Origin of the sequence: Planococcus circulans, from assembly GCF_020023385.1 — a bacterium.
GTDB lineage: Bacteria > Bacillota > Bacilli > Bacillales_A > Planococcaceae > Planococcus.
The window spans coordinates 63,552-79,031 of record NZ_JAIQCL010000013.1 but is presented as its reverse complement, the minus strand read 5'-3'; the positions used below and the strand labels follow the sequence as shown (position 1 = coordinate 79,031).

The following is a 15,480-nucleotide window of genomic DNA, read 5'->3' as shown; positions in this document are numbered from 1 at the left end:
CAATACCATCAACTTTTGGTCATTATGAAATAGCATTAACAGTTAAAACCCACCAAATAATTGTCTAGGTAAAACTTTGCTTGCATCAATATATTTTGGCTACACGAAATATATTCCATAATAATTTAAGAAAATTCTTACAAATATAAAGTTTAGGATATAAATATTGTATAATAGATGTAAATAGAAAGGGGGGAGGAGCTTGTGTCAGTATTGAGTAATGTGGATATCAAAAAAGAAATTAAAAAGGGAAATATAAGAATCTTTCCTTTAAATACTGATAATTTGAAAGGAAGCACATATAATCTTACAGCCAGTAAATATGCTTGGTCACTCAACGATAACAAAAGTTTGGTTGATGGAGACAAAATAACCGTACCTTCTAATGATTCAGCTATAATAGCTACAAAAGAAGTTATATGGGTATCAACGAAAATATGTGGAAGTTATCACTCAAAAGTGGCTTTAGTTTCTGAAGGAGGAGGACATATAGGAACTACTTTAGATCCTGAGTGGATAGGGCATTCCTTAATTACTATTCACAATCATTCTAAAAAGCCGCTTGTGATTGGTGTGAATAAATCTATAGTTTCTATAATGTTTCAATATTTAAATAAAAAAACTACAGCAGAGCAAGATAATAACTCTAGCCAACTAGATTACTTATATCAGTTTGTTCCTAGCGTGAAGGATGATAATGAAGCTGTAGAGTACTTTAATGAGTCTTGGAAAAGGCAACCAAAGAACTTAGAGAAGAAAATGAAAAATAGTGAAGAATACAGCTTGATAAATACTAAAGACAAGACTAAAGTAAATTGGATTCTTTCTATCTTTTATTTTGTAGTTATTGTGTTATTAGTTCTGTCTATTTTCGGTATTTCTACTTTCGAGCAAGATAGTATTGCTTATAACCTTACATATTTTTTCTCGTTTGTAGGTTTTTCTGGTATTGTAGGTACAGTAATTATTGCCATCCATAATAAAATAAAGTGAGGAATGTGAAATATGACTAAACTATTAATTAAAAAGCTTCAGCATGATGCGAAGCTACCTGAAAAGGCACATAAGACAGACGCAGGAGCTGATTTATTCTCTAACGAAGAAAATGAAATATTAGCTGGAGAGGTAAAATTAATTAAAACAGGTATCTCAATACAACTTCCTTCTAATACAGAAGCCCAAATTAGACCTAGAAGTGGTCTTGCATTAAAACATAGTATTACTGTATTAAATTCTCCAGGAACTATTGATGAAGAATATAGAGGAGAAATAGGTGTAATACTTATAAATCACGGAAAAGAAAGCTTCTTCGTAGAAAAACATATGAAGATTGCTCAAATAGTGATTAAACCTATTTTAACTATGGATATCGAGGAAGTAGAAGGTGAACTAACTAAGACAGATAGAGGCGCTGGTGGATTCGGTTCAACTGGAAATAAATAATAACAATTTAAAAAATATCGAAAGTTGTCATACTGCAATGGATTTAATCAAATATCGTTTGAAGCGAATATAGAAGCATAGTTAAAAAATTAACCACTCGCTGCAGTAAGGGAAACTGTAGCAAGTGGTTGTTTGTCGTTTAGTGTACATAATATATTTATTTTTAGATTTAATAAGTGATCTTTAAATGGCCTACATTTACGAGAGAGGAAGAGGTAAAAGGCTTTTCTTTCAACTAACATTCGTTTTTCAGATTTCTTTCTTACTTTGCTCATCCATGTACTTCTGTCGTATTTCCGCTAACGTTTTCCCTGACTCCGCATGAATAGCAAATACATAGGTTTGGATACTAGACCAGCCGTATAAATCTTTTAACCATTTCTGCATAGAGGAAATCACCCCGTTAGTTTCAATAAGCCCGTTATCCAACAATATAGCTGTCTCATCACGGTCTTTTGCTCTGATGGTATCACCAGGCTTTACCACACCCCACTCGAGCATAGCGTCAATCTTAGGTAATACTCGCTTAGTCAATCCAGACTTCTGTTTTTTGGTTGAAATGCTTTTCTCTAAGAAGTTTACGTAGTAATCGGTGTATTCATTTAAAGGTAAGATTTTGGCGACATTAAAGACAATTGATCCCTGAATTCTGTAAGGGATCAGTTTAAAGCAGCTAATATCCACGCCACTGTCATTTAACCACGCAACTGCTGATAAGGTCTGTTCGTCAAAATCAGAAGCAGCCAAGATAATTTTCTGTTTTTTGTTAAATTGTTCGATTGCTGAATTGACTTCCAAGAAATTATTTAAAATTCTTGTGCCCAGTTCACTGCTTGTCAAAGAAGGATAATCATATTCAGACCTATGTTTTTCAACATAGGGACCGAAAACTTTGTTCACTAGATCTTCCGTGTCCACAATGGTGGCATAACTGGCAGCATAGCGAATCGCTTGGAATTCAAATGCTTCTTTGCGGTTCTCTATATCTTTACGGTCTCGTTTGATTTCGATCAATACGATATTGCCCTTATCATCTACGGCAGTCAGATCGCTTCGTCCGTTCGAAGCGTTGCGGACTTGCTGGCCAACAACAAGCATGGATTCTTCCTCGTCGCATATCATTTCAATGTTTTTCCTCAGTAATTCTTCAATTTGATTTTCCGTGATATCCAGTTCTGAAAAACTGATTGCTTCAATCTTTTCTGAAGTAGAACCTGAAATTATATACATAGGCATAAGTCCTTTCCTAAGAAATATGGAAAAATAATGAATTGATAATTTTAAACTTTTCGTCATTATGACTTAGGGATATGTTACCATTTACTAAAATACATAATAAAGAATTTCAGCTTATTTATTTAAAAACATAAGAGAAGGTAGGACTTTCCATGTCATTTCAGACACCCATTACAATTAAAAAGACAGTAGACAATATACATAAAAACAAATATCTTCTACCGGCGATTCAAAGGGAGTTTGTTTGGGACACCGATCAAGTTGAGAGACTGTTTGATTCATTGATGCAAGGCTATCCTGTAGGCTCTTTCCTTTTTTGGAACGTTGAAAAAGATAAAAGTAAAGAGTTTCAGTTTTACGAGTTCATTCGCAATTATCATGAAAAAAACAATCGTCACAACCCCATTGCGAGCGTCAGTGGACAAGATGATGTAACCGCTATATTAGATGGACAACAAAGGTTAACTTCCTTGTATATAGCGCTTAAAGGGTCCTATACATATAAATTACCTAGAATGAGACGCGAAAATCCGCTGGCATATCCTACGCAGCATTTATATGTTGATTTGTTGGGCCCTTCTGAGGAGTATGATATCAAATACGATTTCCGATTTTTAACGACGGAAGACGCAATTAATGAATATGAAGATGCGTATTGGTTTAAAGTTTCAGACATCCTAACTTTTAACGATACATATGAAATTGCTCAGTATTTGATTGAACATGATTTGAGTTCGATTGAAAAAGAAAAGGCACTGTTTGCGAATCAAACATTGCATAAACTTTATCAGTCGATCAATGAAAAGTCTAATATCAATTTCTTTTTAGAAGAAGAACAGAATTTGGAAAAGGTACTGAATATTTTTATTCGTGTTAATAGCGGTGGGACGAAGCTAAGTTATTCTGATTTATTGCTTTCGATAGCGACTGCTCAGTGGAAAGACAAAGATGCTCGACAAGAAATTAATTCTTTTGTGGATGAGATAAATCAAATTGGTAACGGATTCAATTTCAATAAAGATTTCGTTCTTAAGTCTTGTTTAGTTCTTGGCGATTTTAGAGACATTGCTTTTAAAGTCCATAATTTCAATAAAAAAGCTATGAGGAAAATTGAAGAAAATTGGGATGATGTTAAAGAGGCAATAAGACTTGCAGTCAATTTAGTATCTAGTTTTGGCTATAATCAAGAAACTTTGACTTCCAATAATGCCATAATTCCCATCGCATACTATTTGATGAAGAAGGGATCGCCACATCAGTATTTGCAATCCCAGCAGTACAAAGATGATCGGCAACTCGTTAAAAAATGGCTTGTGCTAGGGATGTTAAAACAAGCCTTTAGTGGACAGCCGGATAATGTCATTGTGCCGATTAGAAAAATCCTAATGGAGAATCATAACGAGTTTCCCCTGAAACTTATCATTGAAAAATTTAAAGGTGGCACTAAATCGTTCACTTTCAATGAAGATGAACTTTATAATTTACTTACTTACAAATATGGTCAAAAGCAAACTTTCTCAACGCTAGCACTTTTGTATCCGAGCCTAGATTTCAGAAATATATTCCACGTGGATCATATATTTGCTAAGAACTTGATGAAGAAAAAGAAATTAGTGAAAAGTGGTATGACCGAAGACGAAGTCAATTTTGCTCTTGAGAATATCGACTCGATTGTTAATCTTCAATTGCTCGAAGGAATACCTAATATAGAAAAATCAGATCAGGATTTTGAGGAATGGATCAATAAAGTCTACAAAGATGACCAATCTAAAAATGATTATTTCAATAAGCATTTTATACCTCATGTAGACCTAAGCATTGTTAATTTCAAAGAATTCATTGAGCAAAGAAGAGAGCTCCTTCTCCAAGTTTTAAAATCAAAAGTTAGTCAGTAATAAAGATGCTGCAGAGTTAGAAGAAAGTAAAATATCACAGTCAAAAGAGCCTGTTGAACGCTTATAAGAATTAAACTATGAGGGTGTTTTTATGAAACCAGTAAATTCAAACCTGTATGAAGAGCGCAAAAAAAGAGTGGAATTTGCAGTGGACTTGGCAGCTATTAATGGCGGAAAGCCAACTGTGTATACGCAGAATTTGCTGGAGCAGTATGAAACTGGTGAGATAACTGCCAGCCAAGTAAAGCAAGCGGTCATTGAAAAATATACCAAATGATAAAGCAGCTAATACATATCTTTATGTAGCCACCTTCGAAATCTTTTGATTTCGAAGATGGCTGTTTTTGTTTATCTTAAAAAAGTGGGGATGAAAGAGAAAGATATATCTTCACTGAATAATAGGTATAATACATTAGTGAGCATTTACAATATTCTACTAATATAGATCAGAAAGACCTAAATTTTCAAATTGAGAGGTGCGTTTACTTAATGACGATAAATATGAACTTGTGGAAAGTGGAAGCGAACGGCTTGAAAGAAGTATCCAGATCAAAGCTCGACAAGGAAGATCGGTTAGAAAAATGGATTGAGCAGGATATCGGTATCCTCGACTTGGATTTATTGCTTATCGGCCGGCAAGTGGCTACTCCTTATGGCGGCAGAATTGATCTCTTGGCAATGGATTCGGATGGCAACCTGGTGATTTTGGAGCTGAAAAAAGACAAAACGCCGAGGGATGTCGTGGCACAGGCATTGGATTATGCGTCGTGGGTGAAAGACCTTAGCTACAAAGAAATCGAGTCGATTGTTTTAAACTATTTGGACAAGAGCCTGGCTGATGTATTTGCTGAACGGTTTTTATCGTCCTTGCCAGAAGAGCTCAACAAAGAGCATAGCATTGTCATCATGGCATCCGAGCTGGATTCGTCTTCAGAAAGAATCGTACGCTATTTGTCTTCTGAACACAATCTGAATATCAACTGCATCTTCTTTAAGTTCTTTAAAGAAGGCGAACAGGAATTCCTTGGCCGCACCTGGTTGATGGATCCCCAGGAAGTTGCTGTAAGAACCCAATCGGAGAAAACCGTTCCGTGGTCTGGCTTGTACTTTGTCAATGTAGGTGATGGAGAACATCGAAGCTGGGAAGGCTGCAGAAAATACGGCTTTATGAGTGCCGGACAGGGGAAAAGATACAGCAGTTCCATGAAGAAGTTGAAGCCTGGAGACCGCATCCTTGCATACTTAAAAGGCCACGGCTACGTCGGTTTCGGGGAAGTGACGTCAAGTGCAGTGATGGTAAAGGATTTTGAATGGGATGGCGAAGGTTCGTTGCTACTGGACCAGCCATTAAAGCAGCCGAATATCGAGCGAAACAAAGAAGATGCCGAGCTGGCAGACTGGACAGTCGGCATCAAGTGGCTGAAAGCTGTTCCAAAAGAAGCTGCGGTAACAATGCCGGGGATATTCGCAAATCAAAATGTCGTCTGTAAACTGAACCATCAGCCAACTATCGATTTCCTGACTCCCCATTATTCTTTATAGAGTAGTGGTAACGCAGCGGAGATAATTCTGTACTTAAAGATTTCAATAACCACGATAAATCAGAGATTGGGTGAGATGATGATACCTACAAAAAAGGACTTCACAAAGAAACTGGAAGAACTAAAAGCCGATGCGAAAGAGAACGGTGTATTGCATTTAATCGTTACTTCAAAAGATTTGCATAATATGGTAGGCGGAAATGACGCAGGTAATCACCGGATGGCGTCTTGCTGTGATGCAATGTATGATGCCATGAAAACCGGTGATGATGTCCTGCAAGCTCCTCCAAAAGGAAAAGGGTCGACATTGAAGATCAAGTATTCAACACAATGATAAATTAAAGGGGTTTCGGACATCCAGCTATTTATTACTAAAATCAACAAAAGTATCAAAGCCGCTGCTGAAGAACTGGGCTATCAAATCAAAGGTTATGAAATAACAAAAAGTTAAATTTCATTAAAAAAAAGGGGTTTTATCCATGACAATCGCAAAATACGCAAAGTTCCAGCAGTACAAAGAATCCATCCAATCCATACCGTCTTCCTATACAGACGAGTCGTTGATTAATGAGGCATTTTTACTGGATAGAGACGATAAGAAAAAGCTGGAGATCTACTACGCGCCGTTTGAATATGTAAATGAAGAGGCGAAAGTGGTCATTATTGGCATCACGCCTGGCATGCATCAGATGAAAAAGTCCTTTTCGACTGTAATTGATGCAGTCGGGACAGAAATAGACGATGAGGAAATTCTTCGCCAAGTGAAGAACAACTCCAGTTTTGAAGGGACCATGCGAAAGAATTTGGTCAAGATGCTGGACGAACTCGGGTTGAACGGCCATCTGGGCTTGTCCACCAGCTTAGAGTTGTTTGAAGAAGCAAGTCACCTGGTACATACGACTTCGGTTCTGGCATATCCTGTTTTCCACAACGGCAAAAACTACAGCGGGTCAACACCGAATCTATTGAAGAACGAAATATTGAAGAAATACCTTACAGAAAACTTTGCGACAGAACTGGAGACTTTGAGTGATGCATTGATCATTCCGCTGGGCGTAAATGTTTCGAATGCCTTGAATTACCTGGCGGATCAGGGACTGGTTGCATCCGGAAATATCCTTTCAGGCTTCCCGCATCCATCAGGCGGCAACGGCCATCGACATAAACAATTCGCCGAAAACAAAGACGCCATGGAAGAAAAGCTGAACGATCATTTTCAACGTGTGACAGTAGCGAAATAATACTATCTGTTAAATGAAAAGGGCTTATTAGAGTAACAAGTCCCGTTTGCTATCGCAAAACTTAAAATTACAAGACAAATTGTATAACAGAATGCCCCGATATGTGAGAGATTCAAAATCTTATATCGGGTTCTTTTTTTATCGAAATCTAAGAATAATTGGTTATTATCTGGAAAAAGTATATAATGAAATTAAAGTTAATAACCGAACGTTCGGAAGATTCATTACTATCGGAAGTAGTTAGTCTTTTTCTCTAATATAATTAATTATTAGGGGGTGGAAATGTATGAATTGGATAATTTTATTTTTTATCCTATTAGGGATTGCAGGAGTTTTATTGCTCATTTATGGCATTAAAGATAAATCTTTAGCGTTACTGCTTTTTGGCTGCGGTACATTTGTAGCGCCAGTCCTATTCTATACAAATTTAGGATTTTCACTGCCTATGATACCTGCCGTTGTAATGGGAATTCTCTATTTTTCACAGAAAAAGTCGAATACCACTTAAACATATCCTCGAGTAAGTTTGGGTTCTAAAAGAAAGGAGTGAAAGAGATGCCAAACTGTCAAAACTGCAATCATCCATGGAGTTGGTCTGATACAGTTATCATTGGATTTAAGAACAACAAAAATTGTCCCAATTGCGGAGAGCGACAATATGTCACTCCAAGTTCACAAAAAGGAATTTCTTTATTTACCTTTATTCCTTTGATCCTAATCGTGTTTTTAAATTCCTTTTACGATTTAAACAATATAGTCTTTATTTCTTTTATTACTTTATTCGTTCTGGGTATGCTTATCTACATGCCTTTTACCATTAAGCTATCAAATGAACAAAAACCGCTTTGGTGAATTTAAGGATTAAAACCAACACCTCAATTCGTGAGGAATTCTGTAAGTTCAGAGTTCTTCTTCTGGAGGTGTTTTTTATGTTCTCTTTCTGCGCTGATTGCATGCAAATTAGAGAAAAGACAGCTGGAGATTAAAGAGAAAAAGAAAAATATTTCCGTTAATTTACATTTTCTTAACCTTTCTTAATGCTCTATTCATACCAGCCATATATTCATTGCTTATGATTGAGTTATCAAATACATAAGGAGTGATTAGATGAAACGGATGATGACTATTTTAGCGGCAAGCCTTGCATTGACAGCCTTTACCGGACCTGCATTTGCAGCTGAACAGGGAGAAACAGGGAAGACGATATCCAAACAAGAACAGCAGAAGATGGTGAACATCGCACATCGCGGAGCTTCTGGACATGCACCAGAGAATACGATGGAAGCTTTCCAAAAAGGAGTTGAAATGAAGTCGGATTATATCGAAATCGATGTCCAAATGACAAAAGATGGAGAGCTTGTCGTCATCCACGACACTACGGTAAACCGTACAACAAATGGAACCGGCAAAGTGGGCGACTTAACATTAGAGGAAATTAGGCAGCTGGATGCCGGCAGCTGGTTCAGTGAAGCCTATGCAGGCGAAGGTGTTCCTACTTTTGAGGAAGTATTAGATGCATTTCGCGGAAAAGTCGGTATCCTGATTGAATTGAAGGCACCGGAACTTTATCCAGGAGTGGAAGAGAAGATGGCGGATGCTTTGATCGAACGAAATATGAGCATAGCGAATAATAATAAAATCATCATCCAATCCTTTAACCACGAATCCATGAAGAAATCGAAAGAGCTTTTACCCAATCTCTCTCATGGCGTTTTGACAGGAGGCAGTTGGGCGGATGTAACGGAAGAACAATTAGCCCACTTCGCAACTTACGCGGATTATTTCAACCCAACGATGAATATTGTTACAGATGAGCTGGTTAGTGATGTTCATGAAGCGGGGATGGACATCTATCCATACACGTCAAGATCACAAGAGCAGGCTTTGCGTCTATTCGATTTGAATGTAGATGGCATCATTACAGATTACCCGGAGCATGTCTATCATCATCCCGTAAAAAATTAATAATTCTCTAACTCTTTTATTTAACCTTGTATGAATTCGACAAGCATTTGGGTAAAGTCGTTAAGAAAGTGACTTTTTATAGGATAAAGCTATGATTTTCCAATCTGCAATTCAATAAACAGTGGTGAACTTACTGAAGTAATTGTGATAATCAGAAAAACTTTTCGACCTTGCATCGGAAGAAGTTTTATCTAATAGATACTTTGTACTTCCAAGAATCTATGCTATGGTAAAGACAACTTAATAAGTGATCCACTAGGGGTGCCGTTATGGCTGAGATAAGGAGTTTCCTTTATCCCTTTGAACCTGATCTGGTTAGCACCAGCGTAGGAAAGTGGAGACGGCTTAATGTTTATTGAAAAGTAGTCCCTATAGATTCGGTTTTTTGTTCGAACCGGAACTTTCGCTATAATCGATGAGGCCGCTCCATTTTTGGAGCGGCCTTTTTCTATGGGTTGGGGGATGCTTGTTAATAAAAATTAGGAGGTATGATGATGAGTTTTTCAGAACAATTACGTAAAGAAGCGGAACCTATTTTTGAGGCGTGTTACCAGCATCCCTTTATCCAAGGAGTGGCAAAAGGGCAAGTTGAAAAGGAACAGTTGATTCATTACGTTAAACAGGATTATGAGTATTTGAACGCGATGATTCAGACGAAGGCATTTGCAATGGCGAAGTGCAAGACCCGTGAAGAGATGGAAATGTTCAATACGAGTATTGGATTCATCCTGAACAGTGAAATCCATCCACATCGCAATTTTTGCAATATTGCTGAGGTCTGCTATGAGGATCTTCAAGGGTTTCCACTCGCTCCTACCGCACAAAATTACATTAATCATATGTTGATCGTTTCTCATACAGGCACACTGGGTGAGGCGATTGCCGTGTCTATGCCGTGTCCGTGGATTTATCTATATGTTGGGGAGCGAATATTAAAAGAATTCGAACCGGATCCGTCACATCCTTTTTATGAATGGATCAGCTTCTACGGAGCGCAGGAAGAGCCCAGGATGAATGCTTTTCTAAGAAAACTGGATATTCTGGCTGAACAGGCTTCTGAAAAAGAGAAGCAGAATATGAAAAATTACTTTTTCTTGAGCTGTCAGTTTGAATATGCCTTTTTTGATATGGCTTATAAGCTGGAAGAATGGCCGAAGCATCAAGGAAGTGAAATAGAGCCGCTTTTCTCCCTTTGATCGTCAGAGGCAAGGGCTACGCTTCAGTGGAATTCGGCACCCAGCTTCCCCGCAGCTACTCTGGAGGCTTCGTTTTACCGGAGTTGAGAATGTTTCCTGTTTGGCTGTGCAGGGTAATATAAAATTGTATTTAGGTTGTCTTTTGCAGCAAAGTCAGTTGATTGATATTCTTTGAAAAAGGAGATGATTAAGTGAGTGAACCCATCGAGTTGACGAAAATAACCATTATCCAAAAAGATACAGCCAATAAAATACGTGAAGCGTATATTGGTGATTTTGAAGAACCTGTTTTGTATGGTGTACACGGAGGAGTAAAAGCGTTTTATGGAGTTGAGACCGATCCGGAATATCCATCAACACTGGATCATCTTGTGGCAGCTGCCGGTGGTTGACTGGTCGGGACATTATCCGGCGCGCTGGAAGCGCGTCATATACCAACTTCACCAGATAAAGTGCATGCAGATGTTCAAGGGACAATCGAAGCTCCAGAAGGCGTATTGAAAGTAACAAAAATCACAGCCCACTATCATGTGAAAGTGCCGGATGGGAAACAAGATGCGGCAGAACGGGCTTTGTCTGTCTTTGATAAAGGTTGTCCTGTAGCACAAACCCTTAAAGGAGCAGTGGACATCCAGCATTCGTGGGATATTGAAACCTATTAGCAAAATTGAAATTATGTGTGTGTTTAAGACCTGCCGTTTTACAGCAGGTCTTTTTCAATGACTTACTATCTGTAATTTCTTTTACATATACCAAAAAAGGGCTTTCAGTAAAATATCGAAGTCAATTCAACGGCTTAACAAACAGGAATGGGATTCTTACTGCCACCCGGTAAAAAATTCATAACTTAATAGTGGAAAGCTGGGTAGAGGATTCTAAAGGGAATTCTCTACCTATTTTTTATCTTCAAGTTCAGCAGCGCGATCCAGAAATTACACTGTTTTTTTGTATTCCTTTAAATTATTTTCTGAAAATACAAATACATTATTGATTATACGTACATCTTAGGTTAATATTGAATAAATAAACTACTTGTACGTATATATGGAGGAGGATGACTAAATGTTAACTGATCTGAAAAAACAAGTACTGGAAGCGAACTTAGCCTTGTCGAAACATAATCTGGTGACATTCACGTGGGGAAATGTAAGCGGTATCAGCCGGGAAGAAGGGCTTGTCATCATTAAGCCAAGCGGTGTTTCCTATGAAGAAATGACGGCAGAAGATATGGTGGTTGTCGATTTAGCCGGCAATATTGTAGAGGGAGATCTGAAACCGTCATCCGATACACCTACGCACATCTATTTGTATCAGAATTTCCCGGAAATAGGAGGGGTGGTCCATACCCATGCTCCGTGCTCAACAAGCTGGGCCCAATCCGGCAGAAGTTTACCGGCTTTGGGGACTACGCATGCGGACTATTTTTATGGAACTATTCCCTGCACACGGGCAATGACGGAAGCGGAAATTAATGGAGCGTATGAACTTGAAACAGGCAAAGTCATCATCGAGACGTTCAAAGACAAGAATCCAAATGAAATTCCAAGTGTCTTCGTACATAACCACGCGCCGTTTTCATGGGGCAAAGACCCAAATGAAGCCGTCCATAATGCAGTTGTGTTGGAAGAAGTGGCGAAAATGGCGTTGCAGACGTATCAACTGAATCCGAATGTATCCAGCATGGATCAGCGATTGCTGGATAAGCATTATTTACGAAAACACGGTGCGGCAGCATATTATGGCCAAAGTACAATAGGGGGTTAATGGGATGAATACTAATTATGCAATTGGAGTCGATTATGGAACGGAATCTGGCCGCGCTGTCCTTGTTTCTTTGGAAACCGGCAAGGAAATTGCTGATCATGTAACACCTTACCGCCACGGCGTGATAGACAAAATTTTGCCGAATACGAGAATCCCGCTCGAAGATGAGTGGGCGCTGCAGCATCCTCAGGACTATATCGAGGTGTTGAAAAACTCGATTCCTCACGTATTGCAGAAATCCGGAGTAGACGCTGAACAAGTCATTGGCCTCGGCATCGACTTTACAGCATGTACGATGCTGCCGATTGACGCAGAGGGCGAGCCCTTGTCCGATCATCTGGAACTGAAAAACAATCCCCATAGCTGGGTGAAGTTATGGAAGCATCATGCCGCACAAGATGAAGCCAATCAATTAAATGAAATCGCGGAACAGCGGGGAGAGAAGTTCCTTGCCCGTTATGGCGGAAAGATCTCCTCGGAATGGATGATCGCTAAAATCTGGCAAATTCTAAACGAAGCTCCTGATATATATGAAAAAACAGACCGTTTTGTGGAAGCGACAGACTGGGTAACTTCACAATTGACCGGGAATTTAATTCGTAACAGCTGCACTGCCGGATATAAATCGATCTGGCATAAACAGGATGGCTACCCGTCGAACGAATTCTTCAAAGCCTTGGATCCGCGCTTGGAGAACCTGGTTGCTACGAAACTTCGGGGAGACGTGGTTCCCATTGGGACAAAAGCTGGAGAGTTGACTGAAGCGATGGCATTAGCAACGGGATTAAAAGCAGGCATAGCAGTAGCTGTCGGAAATGTGGATGCGCATGTATCAGTCCCGGCTATGGGCGTGACTGAACCCGGAAAACTCGTGATGACCATGGGTACTTCCATTTGTTCTTTGCTTTTAGGGGATAAAGAAGTTGAAGTGGAAGGCATGTGCGGCGTGGTTGAAGACGGCATCATTCCCGGGTTGTTTGGATATGAAGCCGGGCAACCCGCAGTCGGGGATCTGTTTGCGTGGTTTGTGGACAACGCGGTATCGAGTTCCGTTGAAAACGATGCTGTCCAAGAAGGCTTGACTCTCCATCAATTACTGGAGAAAAAAGCGGCGGCGTACAGACCGGGTGAAACGGGATTATTGGCGCTTGACTGGTGGAACGGCAATCGGTCTGTATTGGTCGATACGGATCTGAGCGGGTTGATGATCGGCATGTCTTTAAAAACAAAGCCTGAAGAGATTTACCGGGCTTTGCTTGAATCGACGGCATTTGGGACGCGCAAAATTGTCGATGCCTTTACAGCCAATGGCCTAGCAGTGAACGAAATCTATGTTTGCGGCGGTTTGCCGCATAAAAATCAATTGTTGATGCAAATCTATGCGGATGTGACGAATCGCGTGATTAAAATTGCCGATTCCTACCAGACACCGGCTTTGGGTGCGGCCATGTTCGGAGCGCTTGCTGCGGGTTCAGCAAATGGCGGATTCGATTCGATTCTTGAAGCAACGAGTAAAATGGCAAGGATCAAAGACAAAGTCATCACACCGATTCCGGAGAATGTGGTTGTTTACGAGAGTTTGTACAAAGAATATTCCATTCTTCATGATTATTTTGGGCGTGGGGAAAACGATATGATGAAAAGAATGCGTGCGATTCGGTTTATGGCAAAACAAGAAAATGCATTCGTATAATAAGGGGGAAGCAATACTATGCTGGAAGTCAGGGATTATGAATTTTGGTTTTTAACAGGAAGTCAGCACCTTTATGGCAAAGAGGCACTCGAAGAAGTAGAGAATAACTCAAAGACGATTGCCAAAGGGTTGGACAGCAATAAAAATATTCCAAATAAAATCGTTTTCAAATCAGTCCTAACCAATTCAAATGATATCCGTAAAATTATCATGGAAGCGAATAGTGATGAAAACTGTGCAGGCATCATTACGTGGATGCATACCTTTTCTCCGGCTAAAATGTGGATTTCCGGTCTTGCTGCACTTCAAAAGCCTTTGCTTCATTTCGGGACTCAGTTTAACCGGGATATTCCATGGCAGGAAATTGACATGGACTTCATGAACTTGAACCAATCAGCACATGGCGATCGCGAGTACGGTTTTATGGCCACCAGAATGGACATCGCCCGAAAAGTGGTCGTTGGGCATTGGGAAAAGGACCAAGTCATCCATGAAATCAGCGATTGGATGAAAACGTCAGTGGCAGTTACTGAAGGATTTAACATCAGAGTTGCCCGCTTTGGTGACAATATGCGGAATGTCGCGGTCACAGACGGCAATAAAGTGGAAGCACAGATTAAATTCGGGTGGACCGTAGATTATTATGGGATCGGCGATTTAGTTGAAGAAATGGACAAGGTCACAGATGAAGAGCTCGAAAATTTATATGCAGAATACGAGCAATTGTATGAGTTGCCTGCTGAAGCCGAAGAACAGGGAGCGGTTAGGGAATCAATCATGGAGCAAGCCCGAATCGAATTGGGATTGAAGAAGTTCCTGTCTGACCGGAATTATAACGCCTTTACAACGAATTTTGAAGATCTCCATGGCATGAAACAGCTTCCAGGACTCGCAGCACAGCGTCTGATGGCGCAAGGCTATGGCTTTGCTGGAGAAGGCGACTGGAAGACCGCGGCATTGTTGCGCACGATGAAAATCGTCTCAGGAAACAAAGGAACATCCTTTATGGAAGATTATACGTACCATCTAGAACCAGGAAACGAAATGATCTTAGGTTCCCATATGCTCGAAATCTGTCCGACGATCGCTGCGAATAAACCGAAAATCGTTGTGCATCCGCTTGGAATCGGCGGAAAAGAAGATCCGGCCCGACTTGTTTTTGACGGACAAGGAGGGAAGGCAGTTGTCGCTTCGTTAGTGGAACTGCGAGGCAGGTATCGTCTCGTCGTAAATGAAGTGCTAGCAGAGCGGCCTAAAGAAGAGACGCCAAACTTGCCTGTTGCGAAGGTTCTGTGGAAGCCTGAGCCTTCATTAAGTGAAGCGACTGAATCGTGGATCTATGCAGGCGGAGCGCACCATAGTGTTTTCTCCCTTGAAGTTACGACAGATCAATTATACGAATTTGCCAATATGACCGGCATCGAATGCGTGATCATTGATGAAAACACGTCTGTCAGACAGTTGAGAAATGAATTGAAGCTCGGCCAGGTTGTGTGGAAATAATGC

At 39.9% G+C, this 15,480-nt stretch carries 17 protein-coding genes and 1 riboswitch; of the genes, 16 read left to right on the top strand and 1 reads right to left on the bottom strand.

What is annotated here, in order from left to right; translation table 11 throughout:
* The first annotated feature begins 204 nt into the window (after positions 1 to 204).
* Positions 205 to 993, top strand: coding sequence for a dCTP deaminase domain-containing protein (locus K8U60_RS17350; protein WP_223643100.1), 789 nt, complete (start codon positions 205 to 207; stop codon positions 991 to 993).
* A 12-nt stretch (positions 994 to 1,005) separates the two neighbouring features.
* The gene (gene dut / locus K8U60_RS17345) at positions 1,006 to 1,443 is read left to right on the top strand and encodes a dUTP diphosphatase (protein ID WP_223643098.1); all 438 of its coding nucleotides are present in this window, start codon (positions 1,006 to 1,008) and stop codon (positions 1,441 to 1,443) included.
* Between the two features lie 249 nt (positions 1,444 to 1,692).
* On the opposite strand, the gene K8U60_RS17340 is transcribed toward dut, so the two are convergent.
* On the bottom strand, positions 1,693 to 2,679 hold the full coding sequence (locus K8U60_RS17340; RefSeq protein WP_223643096.1) for a hypothetical protein: 987 nt from the start codon (positions 2,677 to 2,679) through the stop codon (positions 1,693 to 1,695).
* A gap of 152 nt (positions 2,680 to 2,831) precedes the next feature.
* Between K8U60_RS17340 and K8U60_RS17335 the strand changes: the two genes are divergently transcribed.
* The 14 genes from K8U60_RS17335 (at position 2,832) to araA (ending at position 15,477) form a co-directional block, all read left to right on the top strand.
* Positions 2,832 to 4,574: a GmrSD restriction endonuclease domain-containing protein gene (locus K8U60_RS17335; protein WP_223643094.1), complete on the top strand. Its 1,743-nt coding sequence runs from the start codon at positions 2,832 to 2,834 to the stop codon at positions 4,572 to 4,574.
* Positions 4,575 to 4,665: 91 nt separating this feature from the next.
* A complete protein-coding gene (locus tag K8U60_RS17330; RefSeq protein ID WP_223643092.1) occupies positions 4,666 to 4,851 on the top strand; it encodes an antitoxin VbhA family protein in 186 nt (61 codons plus the stop codon).
* Between the two features lie 212 nt (positions 4,852 to 5,063).
* On the top strand, positions 5,064 to 6,116 hold the full coding sequence (locus tag K8U60_RS17325) for a PDDEXK family nuclease (protein WP_223643090.1): 1,053 nt from the start codon (positions 5,064 to 5,066) through the stop codon (positions 6,114 to 6,116).
* A 75-nt stretch (positions 6,117 to 6,191) separates the two neighbouring features.
* Complete coding sequence (locus tag K8U60_RS17320; RefSeq protein ID WP_223643088.1) at positions 6,192 to 6,449, top strand: hypothetical protein; 258 nt, start codon at positions 6,192 to 6,194, stop codon at positions 6,447 to 6,449.
* Between the two features lie 145 nt (positions 6,450 to 6,594).
* A complete protein-coding gene (locus K8U60_RS17315) occupies positions 6,595 to 7,356 on the top strand; it encodes a uracil-DNA glycosylase family protein (RefSeq protein WP_223643086.1) in 762 nt (253 codons plus the stop codon).
* Positions 7,357 to 7,642: 286 nt separating this feature from the next.
* Entirely contained in the window at positions 7,643 to 7,864 is a 222-nt protein-coding gene (locus K8U60_RS17310) for a hypothetical protein (RefSeq protein ID WP_223643084.1), read from the top strand.
* Between the two features lie 47 nt (positions 7,865 to 7,911).
* Entirely contained in the window at positions 7,912 to 8,208 is a 297-nt protein-coding gene (locus K8U60_RS19200; RefSeq protein WP_223643082.1) for a TIGR04104 family putative zinc finger protein, read from the top strand.
* A 255-nt stretch (positions 8,209 to 8,463) separates the two neighbouring features.
* On the top strand, positions 8,464 to 9,321 hold the full coding sequence (locus K8U60_RS17300; RefSeq protein ID WP_223643080.1) for a glycerophosphodiester phosphodiesterase: 858 nt from the start codon (positions 8,464 to 8,466) through the stop codon (positions 9,319 to 9,321).
* Positions 9,322 to 9,568: 247 nt separating this feature from the next.
* A riboswitch (TPP riboswitch) is annotated at positions 9,569 to 9,671 on the top strand.
* Positions 9,672 to 9,815: 144 nt separating this feature from the next.
* On the top strand, positions 9,816 to 10,517 hold the full coding sequence (tenA, locus tag K8U60_RS17295) for a thiaminase II (protein ID WP_223643078.1): 702 nt from the start codon (positions 9,816 to 9,818) through the stop codon (positions 10,515 to 10,517).
* A gap of 191 nt (positions 10,518 to 10,708) precedes the next feature.
* On the top strand, positions 10,709 to 10,909 hold the full coding sequence (locus K8U60_RS17290) for a hypothetical protein (RefSeq protein ID WP_223643076.1): 201 nt from the start codon (positions 10,709 to 10,711) through the stop codon (positions 10,907 to 10,909).
* Positions 10,910 to 11,179: an OsmC family protein gene (locus K8U60_RS17285; protein WP_223643106.1), complete on the top strand. Its 270-nt coding sequence runs from the start codon at positions 10,910 to 10,912 to the stop codon at positions 11,177 to 11,179. It begins immediately after the preceding gene.
* Positions 11,180 to 11,579: 400 nt separating this feature from the next.
* Positions 11,580 to 12,281, top strand: coding sequence for an L-ribulose-5-phosphate 4-epimerase (araD, locus tag K8U60_RS17280; RefSeq protein WP_223643074.1), 702 nt, complete (start codon positions 11,580 to 11,582; stop codon positions 12,279 to 12,281).
* 4 nt (positions 12,282 to 12,285) lie between these two features.
* The gene (locus K8U60_RS17275; protein WP_223643072.1) at positions 12,286 to 13,974 is read left to right on the top strand and encodes a ribulokinase; all 1,689 of its coding nucleotides are present in this window, start codon (positions 12,286 to 12,288) and stop codon (positions 13,972 to 13,974) included.
* Positions 13,975 to 13,992: 18 nt separating this feature from the next.
* On the top strand, positions 13,993 to 15,477 hold the full coding sequence (gene araA / locus K8U60_RS17270; protein ID WP_223643070.1) for an L-arabinose isomerase: 1,485 nt from the start codon (positions 13,993 to 13,995) through the stop codon (positions 15,475 to 15,477).
* Positions 15,478 to 15,480: the final 3 nt, after the last annotated feature.